Source organism: Bradyrhizobium sp. P2_E8, from assembly GCF_056403875.1.
On the sequence record NZ_JBFUES010000002.1, the window covers coordinates 1 to 16,583 of the forward strand.

The 16,583-nt window shown below is 59.9% G+C and carries 15 protein-coding genes; 7 read left to right on the forward strand and 8 right to left on the reverse strand.

Annotated elements, in window-relative coordinates:
• Positions 1 to 204: 204 nt before the first annotated feature.
• The gene (locus AC1D00_RS00210) at positions 205 to 2,472 is read left to right on the forward strand and encodes a hypothetical protein (protein ID WP_025576378.1); all 2,268 of its coding nucleotides are present in this window, start codon (positions 205 to 207) and stop codon (positions 2,470 to 2,472) included.
• Positions 2,473 to 2,475: 3 nt separating this feature from the next.
• The gene (locus AC1D00_RS00215; RefSeq protein WP_477009255.1) at positions 2,476 to 3,990 is read left to right on the forward strand and encodes an MBOAT family O-acyltransferase; all 1,515 of its coding nucleotides are present in this window, start codon (positions 2,476 to 2,478) and stop codon (positions 3,988 to 3,990) included.
• Between the two features lie 35 nt (positions 3,991 to 4,025).
• Here AC1D00_RS00215 and AC1D00_RS00220 read toward each other — a convergent pair whose 3' ends face one another.
• The 8 genes from AC1D00_RS00220 to AC1D00_RS00255 form a co-directional block, all read right to left on the reverse strand.
• On the reverse strand, positions 4,026 to 4,778 hold the full coding sequence (locus tag AC1D00_RS00220) for an ABC transporter ATP-binding protein (protein ID WP_404554800.1): 753 nt from the start codon (positions 4,776 to 4,778) through the stop codon (positions 4,026 to 4,028).
• 79 nt (positions 4,779 to 4,857) lie between these two features.
• Positions 4,858 to 5,598 carry an ABC transporter permease gene (locus AC1D00_RS00225; RefSeq protein WP_198033904.1) on the reverse strand — a complete coding sequence of 247 codons (741 nt, stop codon included), beginning with the start codon at positions 5,596 to 5,598 and terminating at the stop codon, positions 4,858 to 4,860.
• Between the two features lie 202 nt (positions 5,599 to 5,800).
• Complete coding sequence (locus tag AC1D00_RS00230) at positions 5,801 to 6,769, reverse strand: aldo/keto reductase (protein ID WP_477009256.1); 969 nt, start codon at positions 6,767 to 6,769, stop codon at positions 5,801 to 5,803.
• Between the two features lie 20 nt (positions 6,770 to 6,789).
• Positions 6,790 to 8,772 (reverse strand): B12-binding domain-containing radical SAM protein, encoded by a 1,983-nt coding sequence (locus AC1D00_RS00235; protein WP_477009257.1) that lies wholly within the window; start codon positions 8,770 to 8,772, stop codon positions 6,790 to 6,792.
• Positions 8,738 to 9,367, reverse strand: coding sequence for an NUDIX hydrolase (locus tag AC1D00_RS00240; RefSeq protein ID WP_477009258.1), 630 nt, complete (start codon positions 9,365 to 9,367; stop codon positions 8,738 to 8,740). The genes AC1D00_RS00235 and AC1D00_RS00240 overlap by 35 nt, the downstream gene beginning before the upstream one ends.
• Positions 9,357 to 10,376 carry a GHMP family kinase ATP-binding protein gene (locus AC1D00_RS00245; RefSeq protein WP_477009259.1) on the reverse strand — a complete coding sequence of 340 codons (1,020 nt, stop codon included), beginning with the start codon at positions 10,374 to 10,376 and terminating at the stop codon, positions 9,357 to 9,359. The genes AC1D00_RS00240 and AC1D00_RS00245 overlap by 11 nt, the downstream gene beginning before the upstream one ends.
• A gap of 1 nt (position 10,377) precedes the next feature.
• Complete coding sequence (locus tag AC1D00_RS00250; RefSeq protein WP_477009260.1) at positions 10,378 to 11,352, reverse strand: GDP-mannose 4,6-dehydratase; 975 nt, start codon at positions 11,350 to 11,352, stop codon at positions 10,378 to 10,380.
• 4 nt (positions 11,353 to 11,356) lie between these two features.
• On the reverse strand, positions 11,357 to 11,887 hold the full coding sequence (locus AC1D00_RS00255) for a dTDP-4-dehydrorhamnose 3,5-epimerase family protein (protein ID WP_404554789.1): 531 nt from the start codon (positions 11,885 to 11,887) through the stop codon (positions 11,357 to 11,359).
• A gap of 234 nt (positions 11,888 to 12,121) precedes the next feature.
• Between AC1D00_RS00255 and AC1D00_RS00260 the strand changes: the two genes are divergently transcribed.
• The 5 genes from AC1D00_RS00260 to AC1D00_RS00280 all read left to right on the forward strand — a co-directional run bounded on the left by AC1D00_RS00260 (position 12,122) and on the right by AC1D00_RS00280 (position 16,570).
• Positions 12,122 to 12,973, forward strand: a complete 852-nt coding sequence (locus tag AC1D00_RS00260) for an NAD-dependent epimerase/dehydratase family protein (protein ID WP_404554787.1) — start codon at positions 12,122 to 12,124, stop codon at positions 12,971 to 12,973.
• A gap of 168 nt (positions 12,974 to 13,141) precedes the next feature.
• Complete coding sequence (locus AC1D00_RS00265; protein ID WP_404554786.1) at positions 13,142 to 13,906, forward strand: class I SAM-dependent methyltransferase; 765 nt, start codon at positions 13,142 to 13,144, stop codon at positions 13,904 to 13,906.
• Entirely contained in the window at positions 13,906 to 14,688 is a 783-nt protein-coding gene (locus AC1D00_RS00270) for a transketolase (protein ID WP_404554784.1), read from the forward strand. The genes AC1D00_RS00265 and AC1D00_RS00270 overlap by 1 nt, the downstream gene beginning before the upstream one ends.
• A complete protein-coding gene (locus AC1D00_RS00275; RefSeq protein ID WP_477009261.1) occupies positions 14,672 to 15,562 on the forward strand; it encodes a transketolase family protein in 891 nt (296 codons plus the stop codon). The genes AC1D00_RS00270 and AC1D00_RS00275 overlap by 17 nt, the downstream gene beginning before the upstream one ends.
• A gap of 54 nt (positions 15,563 to 15,616) precedes the next feature.
• Positions 15,617 to 16,570 carry an NAD-dependent epimerase/dehydratase family protein gene (locus AC1D00_RS00280; RefSeq protein WP_477009262.1) on the forward strand — a complete coding sequence of 318 codons (954 nt, stop codon included), beginning with the start codon at positions 15,617 to 15,619 and terminating at the stop codon, positions 16,568 to 16,570.
• Positions 16,571 to 16,583 lie beyond the last annotated feature (13 nt).

The window sequence follows — 16,583 nt, forward strand, 5'->3', positions numbered from 1 at the left end:
TCCCGGGATTGGGCGACCATCAACTCCGAGTTTTGCAATGCAGATCTCTGCTGCGGCGCACGGCCGGAAAGTTCGGAACCGTCAAGCTCGAGCAGCGCGCTGATAGCTTGCTCCTATTCGCGTTCCTGCCCATTTGACCCTCGTGGAGTCCTTGGATAGGTTGCGCTCAACCTACGAAATCAACTCAAGCGAGCCACGACCAAGGTGAGCGCACTCGTCTCTGCGACCAGCAAGGCTGCCGATCCCGCATCGTCAATCGGCTCCAGCTTTCGACGCTTTACCGTCGGATTCATTGGATTTGTAGCGATACCTCCGCTCGCCCTCTCCGCGCTCATCGTATTGGTTGATCCCTACTACGTGTTCGGAACCCCTGACATTCCGGGGATCAATGTCGTGCGGCCGCGCTACGAAAATCACGATCCCGCCGTGAAGCCGTATCAGGTGCGGCGGATCAAGCCCGACGCGGTCATATTGGGCAGTTCCCGCGCCGAGGTCGCGCTCGATCCGCGACATCCCGGATGGGACGGCAAGAATGTCTTCAACTTCGGCCTGCCTTCGGCCACCAGCTATGAGGTCATGCTGGCGTTTCTCCACGCGCAATCAGTTGCACCGCTCAAGCAAGCCGTGATCGGCCTGGATTTCTTCGGCTTCAACATCTTCTTTCCGCGCGACCAGACATATCTGGAGGGTCGATTCTCCGGCGACGGGGTTCGGGCCTTCGCCGATTTTCTGACGGGAGAGCTTGCAAAGCGCCGGCCCCACGGCGCGGGCAAACCTCCTGCCTCCGTTGTAGCGCCTGCTCCCGGGGAAGTGGCTCGCACGCAGGCTCAGCCTGCGCTGCCGACGGAAGCCGACACGGACCCTGCTTGCAAAGACGCGGACCGTGAGAAATGCACCCAAGCCGGGTTAGCGGAGGGCAGTCCCCCCACCGACTGGAACGAAGCGCTCTACCTTCGACTCTATCCGGATGTCGCCGCCGAAGTTCGGCGAGGCACCTTCGTCAGCGGCTATCACCACTATCTTGCCGCCGGGCGCACCGAAGGTCGGCAGAACGGTGCGCCGCCACCTCACTGGAATGAGGCGCAGTATCTTCGAATCTATCCTGACGTCGCCGCCGCAGTTCAGCGGGGCACCTTTGTCAGCGGCTATCACCACTATCTTGCCGCCGGGCGCGCCGAAGGCCGGCAGGACGGCACGCCCCCGCCCGGCTGGCGCGAAGAGCTCTATCTGCGCGTCAATCCCGACGTGAAAAACGAGATTGCCCGCGGCACCTTCATCAGCGGCTATCACCACTATCTCGCCGCCGGCAAGGTGGAAGGTCGCGAGGGCGGCTTCACACCGGAGGGTTGGAGCGAGACGAGATATCTGCAAGTCAACCGCGACGTCGAATATCAGATCTCGCAAGGTCTTTTTCTGAACGGTTATCACCATTATCTCGCGGCCGGACGTGCCGAAAAGCGAATTGGCGGATTCCTCCCCGACGGCTGGAACGAAGTCAACTATCTGTCCAGGAACCCCGATGCACGCATCCGATTGGCGCTCGGCGAATACGGCGACGGCTATTCGCACTACGCCGCAGTCGGTCAAAAGCAAGGATTGACGGGCGGATTCCCGCACGCCGATCTTTCGGACGCGCTACTGTCGCGTTGGCCGACGCTCGGAAGAGCATCGTTTCAGATTGGAGAGCTATTCCGCCTGATTTTTTCGACAACGGCCGTGCGCGACGCACTCGCAACACTTCGCGGGCAATCGGAGCCCGCATCGTTCGACAACCGTGGCATGCGTATTTGGGATTGGCAGGACGGCAACATTCGCAAGAACGGAGGAAACGGCCAGGTTTTCCGCGATAACGTTCTGAGCTGGCGGTGGTACGTTTGGCTCATGCCGCCGCGGTATATGTATTGCTTCAACAACCCCGACACCGGAATGAGCAGTTTCGAAGCATTCCGCTTCCTGGTTCGGCGGGCCCATGAACGGGAAACCGATCTGCGACTCTTCATGACGCCACTACATACTTCGGTTCGGCAATTGTTCGTCGCGCTCGGCCTCTCCGGCCGCTACGAATTCTGGCAGAGGGAATTGGTCCGAATCAATGAAGAGGAGGCTGCGCGTGCCGGACGCAAACCGTTTCCCTTGTGGGACTTCAGCGATGCCAACTCGGTGGCACGTGAGACCGTTCCGGAACGTACCGATCTAACGCCGATGCGCTGGTTCTGGGAGTTTTCGCATTACCGCCATGCGGCCGGCAATCTCGTCCTCGATCGCATCTTCGGACATGGTCGTCCGGAATCCGCGCTCCCGGCGGATTTTGGCGTCCGCCTCACGGCCGAGAACATCAATGCGCATCTCGCGCATAGCCGTGCCGGAATTGCCGATTGGGCGGCCACCAATTCTGAATTTGCAACGCAGATCTCCGCCGTGACCCAAGGCTCGAAAGTTCAAAATCGCCAAAGCCAAGCGACGTGTTGGTAATCCTTGCTGTTCAACTCGCCCATCTTCCTGTTTATCTTCCTGCCGATCACGCTCGGCGGCTTTTACCTGCTTGGTTGGCTGCGCGGACGGAATGCGGCGCTGCTGTTCCTGCTTGCTGCATGCCTGATCTTCTATGCCTATTCGAGCTTGTTCAACTTCGTTCTCTTCCTCGTTTCGGTGGTCGTTAATTTCCTCTTCGGCTACGCGATCGCTCATTCCGGCCTGAGCTCGCGAGCATGGCTGATCGGCGGAATTACGCTCAATCTCGCGCTGATCGGCTACTTCAAATACACCGGCCTGATCATTTCCACCGTCAACGGGTTATTTTCGGCCTCGTTCTTCATTCCAACCATCGCGCTGCCGGTCGGGATTTCATTCTACACCTTCGAACAGATCAGCTATCTGATCGAGACCCGGCAACAGAAGCGGGCCGAACCGTCGCTGGCGCGCTATTCGTTGTTCGTCAGCTTCTTCCCTCATCTGATCGCCGGCCCGATCATCCGCCCGCATCAGCTGTTGCCGCAGTTTTCCGCCCCGACTTTCGCGCATTTCTCCTGGCAGAACTTCGCATTCGGCATCAGCTTCCTGTTGTTCGGCCTGTTCAAGAAGACGATCATCGCGGACAGCATGGCCGCCTACGCGACGCCCGTATTCGCCTCCGCGGCGAGCGGCGGAACGCCCGGCTTCGTCAACGCCTGGGGAGCCGCCCTGGCCTACACCTTCCAGATCTATTTCGACTTTTCCGGCTATTCCGACATGGCGATCGGACTTGGCCTGATGTTCGGCGTCGTCCTCCCCTTCAACTTCAACTCGCCCTACAAGGCGACGAGCATCATCGACTTCTGGCGGCGCTGGCACATCACACTGTCGTTGTTCCTGCGCGACTACGTCTACATCCCGCTGGGTGGCAACCGGTCCGGACCGGCCCGGCGCCATGTCAACATCATGCTCACCATGCTGATCGGCGGCCTCTGGCATGGCGCAAATTGGACGTTCGTCGCCTGGGGCGGGTTGCACGGCCTGTTCCTGCTCGTCAATCACGCCTGGCGGAATCTTCGCGGCGAGCGCGAGGTCAATGTCGTCAGGCAATGGATCGCGCGGGTTGCCACCTTTCTCCTGGTCGTGCTCGCCTGGGTCTTCTTTCGGGCCGAGAGTTTCGATGCAGCGCATCGCGTTCTCGATGGCATGAGGGGCATGCATGGCTGGCTCCATGGCCCTCTCCTCGATCCTGCGCCGGGATTATCGGAGATGCTGAAGGCGATCGGGGTCGGTGTTGAAGACGACCGGCTCGCCGGCGGTCTGCTCCTCGGCTGGTTCGTCGCGGCGTTGGCGATCGTGTGGGGGCTGCCAAACACCCAGCAGTTCCTGCTCGGCGAAGGCCGTTCGAAAAATGCCCGGCTGGCCTGGCGTCCGACGTTTGGCTGGGCGGCGGCGCTTGGCCTGCTGTTCGGCGTCGCCTTCACCTACAATCTGGTGGCGGTCAATCGCGTGAGCGAATTCATCTACTTCACGTTCTGAAGCAGGATGACCTCGAACGGCCTCATGACGGCGGCTCAGCCCAGCCCCTCATAAAAGGCGAAGCCTTCGTCGACACCGCCAAAGAAGACGCTCTCGCCCTTGGACAGCACCAGCGCCTTGGTGCACATCAACCGGCACAGGTCTTTCGAATGTGACGCCAGCAGCAATATCCGCGCGCGGCTGACGAACTGGTTCACCCGCTCGCGCGCCTTCTCCTGGAAATGTGCGTCGCCGGCGCCGATGCCTTCGTCGATCAAGAGGATGTCGGGATTCTGGGCGGTCGCGAGCGCGAACGCGAGCCGCGCCTGCATGCCTGCAGAGTAGATGCGCGTGGGTAACGACAGATAAACGCCGAGTTCGGTGAATTCCTCGATGTCACGCACCAGGTCCTGATAATTCTCGCTGGGCCAGTTGTAGAGGTTTGCGATCAGCCTGATGTTCTCGTAGCCGGTCGCATCGGCGTTCAGCGCGATGCTGCCGCTGAGCAGCGTAAATGCGCTTCCCTTCACGTCCACCGAACCGGTCGACGTCGGATAGATTCCGGCAACCAGGCGCAACAGGGTGGTTTTGCCCGCGCCATTGTGGCCGATCAGGCAGACACGGTCACCCTCTTCCAGTTCGAGCGAGAGATTCTTCAAGGCATGAATGACGATGACGCCGTTGGTGCGGCTTGCCGAGTCGGAGCCGACCCGGACGTTGCTGAACGACGGCAGGCGGATCAGGCGGAGCGCATGGCTGTCGTAGATCGGTATGCTGACGTTGACGTTCTTCAGACGCACGTGAGTCATGGGTCAGCCGCTTCTCGAGGTCATTTGCTGTTTGAGCATGATCTTATCGGAAAACCGGTGCCCCCTTTTCCGACATTCTCTAGACGCAGAATGCGAGTTGACCGCGCATCCGGCGATAAACGAAAAAGGCCAGGCCATAGCCAGCCACGGTGACCCCGAGAACCGTCAAATAGTGCGCGAGCGGCGGGACCTCGCCGAGCAGCGGATTGCGGATGATCTCGATGAAATAGAACAGCACGTTGTATTCGACGAGAAACTGCCGATTGCTGGCGATTTGCCGGTAATTCCAGAATATCGGCGTCACGAAAAAAGCGAGTTGCATCAAGTTGCGCACGATCAGCTCGACGTCCCGGTACCGCGCGCAAATGAAGCCGAGCACCATCACGACCCAGAAGCCGTTGACGAACAGCAGGACAATCCCGGGGATCGCGAGCAGGCTGGTCCAACTGAGCGGTACGAGCGCAAACACGATCCCCATCACATAGATGATCGCGTGATGACCGAAGGTGATCATGATCTTGAACACGGTTCGGCCGACATAAAGACCAAGACCGAGCGTGGAATTGCTGAGATATCCGGCATTCCTGACGAAGACGCCACCCCCTTCGATGACCAGCGCCGACACGGCCGACCAGACGATGATGCCAACGCCGACATAGGCGATGATATCGGAGACGCTGCTGCCGAAGATCGCCGAAGAGACGACGCTCAGCCCCAGTAGCATCACGAGAACGTTGAGGGTCTCCCACAGAGGGCCGATTCTCGACCGCCGATACTGGCAAACCGTGTCGAGCCACGCCCAGCTCAGGGCATTGGACAACGTCTTCAAGCTCCCGTGGATCGCTGACGCCACGGGATGCGGTTCCGATATCGGCTTTACAACGGTTGAGACCAAGACCACTCCCAACTTCGTGCACCACTCCGCGTCAGGCGTCGCGTTCTGAATATCGCACCCGACAGGCAGACCGGACGAGAAGTCCGCGCAGAAGAACTTACGATGTCCCGCAAGATTATCCCAGACGTCAGGCCCGCAACCGGGTTTCGTAACGGCGGTAGCCGCCTTCGATGCTCAGCATGACATCTCGCCCAAGCGGCCCCTGTTCGCAAGCCGCGACGCCGGCCAGAACTTGGCTACGCGTTAGCATGCCTGGAATCACCGTGGCAACTCCGTCCACCGAAAGGCAAAATCGCAACGCCAGCGCAACGCGATTCCCGGGCGTATCGGCTAGATCGACACTGTCGACGACCGCTTGGGCAGCCTCGATCCAGGTGACGATTCGATCTCGTGGCCATCTGCTGCGGTGGTCATTGGCGGGAAATGCGGTGTCCTTGCCGACGCCTCCGGCCAGAAATCCCGAGGCGAGCGGCGTACGGGCGACAATGCCGATGCCCCGCAATGCCGCCTGACCGGGCAATCCGGCATCGATCGCACGCCAGTCCAACATGTTGCAGTTGACCTGAAAGCAGCCGACGCCGGCCACATCGATCAGCGCGAGCGCGTCTTCCGGCGAGAGCGTCGAGATGCCCCAGCACCTCACCTTGCCCTCGGTCACGAGCCGCTGCATCAGCTCCACGACTTCGAGGCCGCCCATGACGATGTCTGGACTGCCGTTGTGGAGCTGGAGCACGTCGACATAATCCGTCCGCAGCCGGCGCAGACTGCCTTCGATCGACGTCCGTAACGCCACCGGGCTGAAGTCGTATCCGCGATAGGATGTCGTGATGCCGGCCTTGGTCGCGATGATGACATCGCTTCGGCGACCCTCGAAGCACTCGCCGATCAGTTCTTCGCTGTGACCGTCCCCGTAGACGTTCGACGTATCGTAGAAGGTGATTCCGCGATCGAACGCCGCGTTCAGGGCACGAAGCGATTCCTGATCATCGGTCTCGCCGTAGGAAGTGGCGCCGGGCGTGCAACCCCCGATCCCCCAGGCCCCGAAGCCGATGGCCGAGACCATGATTCCGGTGGAGCCGAGCGGCCGATAGCGCAAGGGCTTGGCTCGCTACGAGGTCAGTAATGTCCGGCGAGCTGCGGCTCGGCCGGGATACTGCGGTTGATATAGAGATAGGCGCCCTTCTTGTTGCCCCACCACACGACTTCGCGGCACCAGTCAAGAATATCGGAATAGCGGGACTTGCTGCGCTCGATCAATACCTCGGACGGCGCCTCGCGCAACGCCGCCGGCGCGCCTTTGCGTACATTGTCGCAGAATTCGAGGACGTTGTAGCGCGTGGACATCCGAAGATCGTCCAGCACGAACGGTTGCGAAATCAAGGCCGCGTTCAGCTTGATCGCCTCCCTCACCGCGCCTTCGAGCAGCGGCCAGGATTGATCGACCATGGACTTTGCGAGCAGATCGGGCAGCAGCCGCTCCGCCTCCGCGTAGAACGTCTGCAAGCGCCCTTCCGAGGTCAGCTTGATGAACATGTATTCGTCGGCCGGCCAATAGATCCCGAGCCATTCCTTCGAATAGACGTATTCGGGTCCGCCATTCTGCATCGACAGTGCCTCGCTGTCGAATAATTCGCGCACGCTGCAAATGACGGGATACTCTTCTTTCGAGGCCGTCAGGAACGCATCGATGATGTCGCGATAGGCCAGCCCGCCGAGCTCGCATGCCACCATCATCGGCAGCTGCAGCAGCTTGTCGAAATGCAGGAAGGCCGCCATCCAGCCGAACACCCGCGTCTTGCGCCACTCCTCCGGCGGCAGCGAATAGGTTGCGATCACGAGGTCCTGGACCTCGGGAACATCGTCGGGCATTTCTTCGCGCGTGCCGTGGATGTTGATGATCTCGGACTGCACCGTCCCCATCTCGAACTTCTTGAGATAGTCGGGGTTGCCCATTTCCGCGTTAGGCAGAATGGTCAGATTGTTGAATTGCACGCGGTTGTGCTGACCAAGCCGGATCAGCTTGTCTACGCCGTTCCGGAACGTGTCATAGGTCTCGCCGGGCAGTCCGAGGATGATATCGCTATAGGTCTCGACCTTGTCGGCCGTGAATCGCCGCGCCAGTTCGAAATAGGTCTCCAGCGAGATGTTGTCGCGCTTGATGTTCTTGAGCGTGGTCGCATCAAGACTCTGCATCGATAGCGCAACCCCCTTGTTCAGCTTTGCATCCGCCAGGATCTTCTGGGTCTGGTAGGCGCGCTCAGTGGCATTCTTGGTGTTCTGCACCGAGAACCCATGCGGAAATCCGGTCCGCTCGCGGATCTCCGCCACCGCCTCCGCGATTTCAACGTCGCGCTTCTGAATGCCGAAATTGGCGTCGCAGACGAAGATGTATTTGACCTCGTGCCTGGCAAACCAATCAAGCTCACGACGCAGACGGTCGAATTCGAACTTGGTCACCTTGCCGGCAGTCGCCGAACCCCAATCGCAGAACGTGCACTGGAACGGGCAGCCGCGATTGGTCTCCCAGAGACCGATCCACTGCTCTTCCGGGTTACTGGCGATCAGGCCATCGAAAATGCCGTTCAGGAATGGCGACGGTAGCTCTTCCAGGTCGCGCATTCGCTCGACCGGCGCGGCGCGCACGAAGTTACCGGCGGCGTCGATGTAACTGACGCCGTGAATTCCGCTCCAGTCGCGCTCCGGAAGCCGGTTCAGCAGCTCGACGAAAGTCTTCTCCCCCTCGTTGTGGACGACGAGATCGATAAACGGGTTGCTGCGCAGGAAGCTTTCGGCATGGTCAGGCACATGCGGTCCGCCAAAGATCACCAGCCGATCCGGGTGGAGCTGCTTGATGCGCCGCGCCGCCTCCAGCGATATTCTGGCGTTCCACACATAGGCGCTGAAGCCGATGACGTCTGCGCCTTCCAGCCGGGCCACAATCTCGAACACCGGAATCCGCTTATAGATCATCGGGAGGAAATCGAACTTGCCAGGCGGCAGCCGGTGTTCGGCGTAGGATTGCAGGCACGCAATCGAATACGGCAGGTAGTTCTGACCGGAAAAGCTATTGTTGATCTGGACGAGCCCGATCCGAACCATTGTCAGTTCCCAGGTCCCCACCCGCCGAAGTAGCCAGCACCGATTGGATACACGCCAGATCGGCTGTCAACAAGTCAATACCAAATAACTTCTCGGCCACATAGAGCCCGCCCAGCGCCGCGGTTTGGTCAAAACGATGCGATTTCACCAGATCCAGCAGCTCGGATCGCGGCAGGAAACGCACGGTTCCATGCTCCGTTCGCTGGTATCCCTCCGCCTCGTGGGCCCCCAGACCGACGAAGAAATGGTCGACCACATCTTCCCGCTGAAGAGCGAGGCGGCACGGGGTTATCGAGTGCCAACGCTCGCAGACCAGCCCCGTCTCTTCCAGAACCTCTCGAACGACAGCGGCATCGAGAGTCTCTCCCGTGTCCACCGACCCCGCCGGCATCTCCAGCGTCACCCGGCCAAGTGGCGGGCGATATTGCTCGACCAGAACGACCGCTCCCGCACGATCAAGCACGAAGGCAATGACGCCATTGGGACGAACCAGACAGTAGTAGGGCTCCGTGGTTCCACTCGGCTCCTGACCGGGGTCAACGGTTCTGATCTCAAACCAGGGGGTTTGAAAGACCGTCTTGAACTCAGCCGTCATTTGGCAAAATCACGTTGTTCGATTGATGGACCGTGCGCACGCCTTCGCGCTCCAGTGCAAATGGCACGTTGACGCACTGGGGTGTCAGGGCATCGATCAMCGCGGCCCGGCATTCCCTGGGCACGTAGAGCAAGACAAAGCCCGTTCCACCCGCGCCGAGAAGCTTGCCCCCGACCGCCCCTGCCCGCCGCGCACGATCGTAGAGGTCGTCGATCTCCGGCGACGATACCCTGTCGCTCAAACAGCGCTTCAGCTGCCATGTTTCATGCAACATCCGTCCGAAGTCCCTGAGGTCGCCGTGGCGCAGGATCGCCTCGCCCTCGCGGACCATCGCCACCATGCGGCGAATCTCGGCGACGCGGTTCGGCAGGTTCTGCGTCACGCTGAGCGCTTGGTCGGATGAAAAGCGGCTCCTTCCGGGAAAGAACAGCATGAGATTGGAAGAGAGTTCACGCTCGCGTTCGGGGGAGAGGTCGAGCGGATTGACGTCGAAGCGACCGTTCTGGTGGAAATTGATGACGTTCAACCCGCCGAACGCCGCCGCCACCTGATCTTGCGATCCGACAGTCTCCTTCATACGGACCTGTTCGAGCTCGATGGCCATTTCGGCGATCTTCTGCTGATCGGCCTTCAACCCACGCAGGCCCGTCAGCGCCTTCAACAACGCCACCACGAAAGTTGAGCTCGAGCCCATACCGACTCGCGAGGGAAGATCGCCCTGATAGTGCAGTTCGATGCCGAGACTGTCGTCGAAATTGAGGTAACGCAGACCTTCGCGAACGGCGGGATGCAGAATTTCCCCGATCGAATCGACCTGCTCGACGTAGCGCCAAACGACGCGATGCTTGGTGCCGAGAAACGGCGGCAGATAGCGGCAGGTGATATAGATGTATTTGTCGATCGTGGTCGACAGCACCGCACCCGGCTCGTCACGATACCACTCTGGATAGTCGCTGCCGCCTCCGAAGAAGGAGACCCGGAACGGAGCCCGGCATACGACCATCGACATGTCAGCAAACACCCTCCGCGCGAATCGCCTCGCGCTGATAATCGAGGAGGTCGCTCAGGGTTTTCCGCGCCGGAATCTGCGGGGTCCAGTTCGTCGCCTTGTGGAATTTTCCTGAGTCGGGAATCTGCAACGTGACGTCCGACGGACGCAACCGCCTCGGATCGACCTTGTGCTCGATCGGCACGCGCGCCAGAGATTTCAGGGTCTCCAGGATATCGCCCACCGTCATCGTTTCGTTGCCGCCGATGTTGTAGACCTCGCCGCTTGGACAGTGGTCCAGCAGCAGCTTGTAGGCCCGTACCGCATCACGCACATCAGCAAGCGTGCGTACGCTGTCGAGATTTCCGACGAGCACCGGACCGCTCCTCTTGTTCGCCTCGATCTCTGCAATCTGCCGCGCAAACGAGCTTTCCGMAAAGACGTCGCCGCRACGCGGGCCGGTGTGCGTGAACATGCGGGTTCGCACCAGGTCGAGATGGTACGACAGCCCGTACTGACAGGCGATCATGTCCTCGCCGACCTTGGAGACCGCATAGGGGCTTGCAGGGCGAAGCGGCGCTTGTTCCGTGATCGGAATTTCTTCGGGCCTGACCTGCCCATAGACCTCGGACGACRAGCAGATGTGCACCCTCGGATTGATTCCAACGATCCGGATCGCATCGAGCAGATTGCACGTGCCGATGATGTTGCTGTTCAGGGTGTCCGCAGGCGCGACAAAGCTCATATCGACGTAGGACTGCGCCGCCAGATGATGGATGCGATCGGGCTTCACATTGCGCAACAGCACCACCAGGGAGTTCAGGTCGCGCAAATCGCCCTGATGAAGCTTGATCTGCGACAAGATGCCCTTGATGTTTCGCAGCGGACTCCGCCACCGCACCAGCCCGTGGACTTCGATCTCCGGAAACGTCGATAGGAAATATTCCGCCAGATGGCTGCCCACCATCCCCGTAATGCCGGTAATCAGGACTTTCATGATCTCATGCGGACGTTCCGCCGTCCCTTTGCGAAATGATGGGATTGTGGATGGGCCACCAGATTTTCAATTCAGGATCGTTCCACAGCAACGTGAATTGCGAGGATCGATCATAGGTTGTGGTCTGCTTGTAGTGGAACATCGCCGATTCAGTCAACACGACATGGCCATTGCCAAATCCCGGCGGAACCAGAATCTGCTCGCGTTTCCGGTCCGACAGCGTGAACGCGGTCCATTGCCGGTATTGTGGCGATTCCGGAATATTGTTGACCACCACCAGATAAAACGCTCCGTGGAGGCACGAAACCAGCTTAGCCGTCTTTCGGTCGCCGTGGATGCCCCTCAAGACATGCTGGCGCGAAACCGAAATATCATCTTGAATGAATTCATATCCAATGCCGGCGGCCTTGTACGCCGGGTCGTTGTAGAGCTCGACATATTCACCGCGAAAGTCCTCGAATACAGTGAGCGGTTCCACGACGAGCACGCCGTCCAGTGGTGTTTTTCGAGTCCTGGGCGGCAAATCAGCCGTCATATCAAACACCCCCGATGATTGTGACTCAAACACTATTGTTGATTGTAGTGATGATTATAGCTACGTTTCCGCACCGCGCAAACTCGAAGTTGCTTTGCAACCGAAAGGTGAACTCATAACTCGTGAAGCGCTCATCCTGGTCAGCGGTTCAGGTTGCCGGTTCCGCACGATGTCAGTGACCGACCAAAACATTTGGCTGAGGACGGCCCAGTTCTTTATCGATGGCCTGACAGAATGAACGACATCGTCGCGGCAAGTCTCTCCTCAAGGGCCACACAGCCCACACGCAATGTGCTGGTAACCGGCGCGCGCAGCGGCCTCGGACACTCCGTACATCGCGCGCTCGGCGGGATCGCCTTTGTGCGCGGGATGTCGATCGACGATCCCTTGATCCGCGCCGCGGCGCCGTTCGACGCCATCATCCATTGCGCAGTCAATGCCGCAAAGGACGTCTCGATGAAGACGGCCTATGGCTACATGGCCGACAATCTCCTGCTGACGCAGCAACTGGTCAACATTCCGCATCGCAAGTTCATTTTCGTGTCGACGCTGGCAGTCTATCCGCCGACCGGCCGCGCCATCCGCGAGGACGAAGATATCGACCTGCTTCCGCTCACCGGCCCTTATGCTTTCACAAAACTGTTTTCCGATCTCTACGTGCAGGAGCATGCAACCGCGCCCCTGGTCCTGCGCACGACGACCCTGCTCGGTCCTTCCATTCGCGCCAGCACGGTCCACCGCGCACTAACCCAAAGAGATTGCCAGCTCTTCCTGGCGCCTACCGCGCGCTACAATTTCGTGATGCACGACGAGATCATCGACTTCGTGATTCAAGCCATGGATTCCGGCCACACCGGCGTGTTCAATTTGGGATCAGAGGGCCTGGTCCATCTATCCAGCATCGTCGATCAACTTGGCCTCTCCGTGCGCTATGGCGAATATCCGTACGATATCGGGCCGGTGGACAGCCGCAAAGCTGGCGCGCTCCATTCCGCCTTTGCCCGGCCCTCCTGGCAGACGCTGAACAGGTATATCGATTGGCTTGGACCCGCTTATGTCGGCACCGGTCGACTGCGGGGACCTTGATGCCCGAAGATGTGTTTAATGCGAGAGCCTTGGATGCATTTCAGAGCAACTTCCCGTAGGGGTCCGCGAGCTGCGGCACTCACTAGACGCGCCCCTGATCCGCAGTGTAGATAAAACCAGCTGCGAAATCCGGCCAACCCTTCATCCGCGACACTCCAGGCGATCATCATGGCGGACATCAAGACACAGAAGCACGACGCGATCGTGCTTTCGAGCCAAAGCGAGAAGGACCTGCAGCTCAAATTCGTTGAGATGCTCAAGCACGCTCCGTTGCCGGAGGACGAGCTCCTCGCCAATCTCGGCCTGTTTCTGTCCTCGAAATCGCTTTCGCGGATTCTGTTCTTCTATGAGATCTACCGTAAGATCATCAACACCCATGGTGTGGTGATGGAGTTCGGCGTTCGCTGGGGGCAGACGCTTTCGCTGCTGTCGGCGCTGCGCGGAATTTTCGAGCCTTTCAACCGGCATCGCAAGATCGTCGGCTTCGATACGTTCGCCGGCTTCAAGGGCATGAGCGACAAGGATGGCAAGCTCTGCAAGACCACCGACGGATCATTCTCGGTCAGCGACAATTATCAACAATATCTCGGCGAGATCCTAGAGCTGCAGGAAGCGCTCAACCCGATCTCGCACCTGAAGAAATTCGAACTGGTGCAGGGCGACGCGACGGAAACGATCCCGGCCTACCTGAAGCGCCAGCCGGAGACCCTGGTGTCGCTCGCGATCTTCGATTTCGACATTTACCAGCCGACCAAGGCAGCGCTCGAGGCGATCAAGCCACATCTGTTCAGAGGCAGCGTACTCGTGTTCGACGAACTCGCGGATGATATCTTCCCCGGCGAGACGATTGCGTTGCGCGAGGTGTTCGACGTCACCAACCTCAGGGTGGAGCGCATGCCGATGACTGCGCGCGTATCCTACGTGGTGCTTTGATGAACGATATCTGCAGAAAGATCCGGTCGGAAATCCTCAACATCTCGCACAAGAGCGGGCACGGCCATATTCCGACGTCATTCTCGATCGTGGAGATGCTGACTGCCGTCTACCAGACCATGCGGCACGATCCCAAGCGGCCCGACATGCCGGAGCGCGATCTGTTCGTCCTGAGCAAGGGGCATGCATCGCTCGGCTTCTATTGCACCCTTGCCGCACACGGCTACTTCAGCTTCGAGGATGTCTATGCGTTCGGCGCGTTCGACTCCCGGTTCGGCTGCCACCCCGATCGCACCAAGGTTCCCGGCGTCGAAGCCTCGACCGGTTCGCTTGGCCACGGCATCGGCATCGCAGTCGGCATGGCGCTGGCCGCAAAGATCGCCGGCACGACGCGCAAGGTCTACACCCTGATTGGCGACGGTGAATCCAATGAGGGCAGCGTCTGGGAAGCGATCATGGTCGCGGTCAACACCAAGCTCGACAATCTGACGGTCCTGTACGACAACAACCAGTCACAGGGACGTTGCCTTCCGATCGTGAATCCGGCCGAGCGCTTTCGCGCGTTTGGCTGCGACGTGGCGGAGATGCACGGCCATGATCTGTCGGCAATCAAGCAGGCGCTCGCCAAGCCGACCGACCGGGTTCGCGTCGTCGTCTGCAATACCGTGAAGGGATACGGCTGCCAAACCCTCTCCGAGAATGTCTACGAATGGCATCGCCGCGCACCGAAACCGGACGAACTGAACAAGCTTCAAGAGGAGCTCCATGCGGGCGCAATTTAAGAACACCGTCTCGGAGCTGGCCGCGCAGGACGACAGCATCGTCATCGTGCTCRGCGACATCAGCGTGTACATGTTCAAGGACTTTTGGGAGAAGCACCCGAACCGGTTCTACAACATGGGCATCTGCGAAAACACGCTGGTCAGCGTCACCGCGGGCCTGAGCTCGCAAGGTTTCAACCCGTTCGTGCATACGATCTGCCCTTTCCTGACCGATCGCAGCCTCGAGCAGATCAAGCTCGACATGTGCTACAACAATTTCGCCGGCAACATCGTGACCTGCGGCGCGACCTTCGATTACGCCTGGGACGGCGCCACTCACCATGCCTATACCGATCTTGCCTCGTTGCGCATGCTGCCGAATATGGAGGTCCTCCATCTCGGCTCCAAGCGGGAGGTCGACGCGCTGATCCGGTCGCAATACAAGAGCCCGCGGCCGACCTACTACCGGCTGTCGGATCATCCGCATACGATCGAGACCAATACCGCGTTCGGCAAAGGCACGGTGCTGAAGAACGAAGGCGCACCGCTGACCGTGATGACCGCAGGCCCGATCCTCACCAACGTGATGGAGGCGTGCCGCGACCTGCCGGTCAACCTCGTTTACTTCCATACGCTCAAGCCGATCGACAAGGCGCTGATCGAGCAGTTCCGCGATACCGAGATCCTGGTCGTCCATGACGCCTACGGACTTTACGAAGCGATTTCCGAAGTCCCGGCCCTGCGCATGCGCTATCACGGCCTGCCGGATGCATTCTGYGGCTGGTACGGGACGGTGCACGACATCCGCAAGCGCATCGGCCTGGATCCAGCATCGATCCGAGGTGCCGTCCAGACGTTGCTCGAGGATCGCTCGCAGGCAACGCGGCCTCGCTGAACACGACGGAGACCACACCGCGCCCGATCGCGCTGACGGGTTTTTGAGCCGCTGATGTTTTTTCAACACCGCCTATCTCTCGTGACCGGGGGAACCGGGTTTATCGGCACCCACCTCGCCCAGGCGCTCCTGAATGCAGGCGGCCGCGTGCGTCTTGCCGTTCACCAGCGCGCCCCGATCGTTTCCGATTCCAGCGTGGAGACCGTCCATGGCGATCTTGCCGACCCGCAGGATTGCCTCAGAGCAATGCAGGGCGTGCAACTCGTCTTCCACGCGGCAGGCGCGGTGTCGGGCGTCGGGGCGTCCCCGGAAGACGCCATGGCCGGGATCGTCAAGAACCTGAATTTGACGGCGCAGGTGCTGCACGCCGCCTGGGCGGCGAAAGTCGAACGGATCCTGATCTTCAGCAGCAGCACGGTCTATCCTGCAACCGATCACCCGATCCGGGAAGACGAGTTGCGCGAACAACAGCCACACCCCTCCTATCTCGGCTATGGCCGGATGCGTCGCTACTTCGAGCATCTCGCCGAATTCGTCGCCAGCCGCTCAACCGTCAAGGTCGCGCTGGTTCGGCCGACGGCGGTCTACGGCCCGCATGATGATTTCGACCCGAGCCGCAGCCACGTTATTCCCGCGCTGGTACGCAGGGCCGTCGAAAAAGCCAACCCGTTCGAGGTGTGGGGAAGCGGCAATGACATGCGCGATTTTCTCCACGTCGAGGATTTCGCGCGCGGCTGCCTGCTCGCGATCGAAAAGCATGCGGTCTGTGATCCAATCAATATCGGATACGGGTCGGCCGTTTCGATTCGTCAGGTGGTCGAGACCATCCTCAAAGCGGCGGACCATGACGTTTCGCCTCGCTTCGATTCTTCAAAGCCGACGACGATCCCGATCCGGACGGTCGACACGTCAAAGGCCAGACGGGTGCTCGGCTTTGAGCCGCATATTCCGATCGAGGCCGGATTAAGCGAGCTCGTTCGCTGGTATGCCGCGCGGACAGCAAGCTAGAGCCAGGTGATGA

Coding starts and splice junctions, on each gene's coding strand:
- AC1D00_RS00220 (WP_404554800.1), bottom strand. CDS start 4,778: ATGACTCACGTGCGTCTGAAGAACGTCAACGTCAGCATACCGATCTAC.
- AC1D00_RS00235 (WP_477009257.1), bottom strand. CDS start 8,772: ATGGTTCGGATCGGGCTCGTCCAGATCAACAATAGCTTTTCCGGTCAG.
- AC1D00_RS00240 (WP_477009258.1), bottom strand. CDS start 9,367: ATGACGGCTGAGTTCAAGACGGTCTTTCAAACCCCCTGGTTTGAGATC.
- AC1D00_RS00255 (WP_404554789.1), bottom strand. CDS start 11,887: ATGACGGCTGATTTGCCGCCCAGGACTCGAAAAACACCACTGGACGGC.
- AC1D00_RS00260 (WP_404554787.1), top strand. CDS start 12,122: ATGAACGACATCGTCGCGGCAAGTCTCTCCTCAAGGGCCACACAGCCC.
- AC1D00_RS00265 (WP_404554786.1), top strand. CDS start 13,142: ATGGCGGACATCAAGACACAGAAGCACGACGCGATCGTGCTTTCGAGC.
- AC1D00_RS00270 (WP_404554784.1), top strand. CDS start 13,906: ATGAACGATATCTGCAGAAAGATCCGGTCGGAAATCCTCAACATCTCG.
- AC1D00_RS00280 (WP_477009262.1), top strand. CDS start 15,617: ATGTTTTTTCAACACCGCCTATCTCTCGTGACCGGGGGAACCGGGTTT.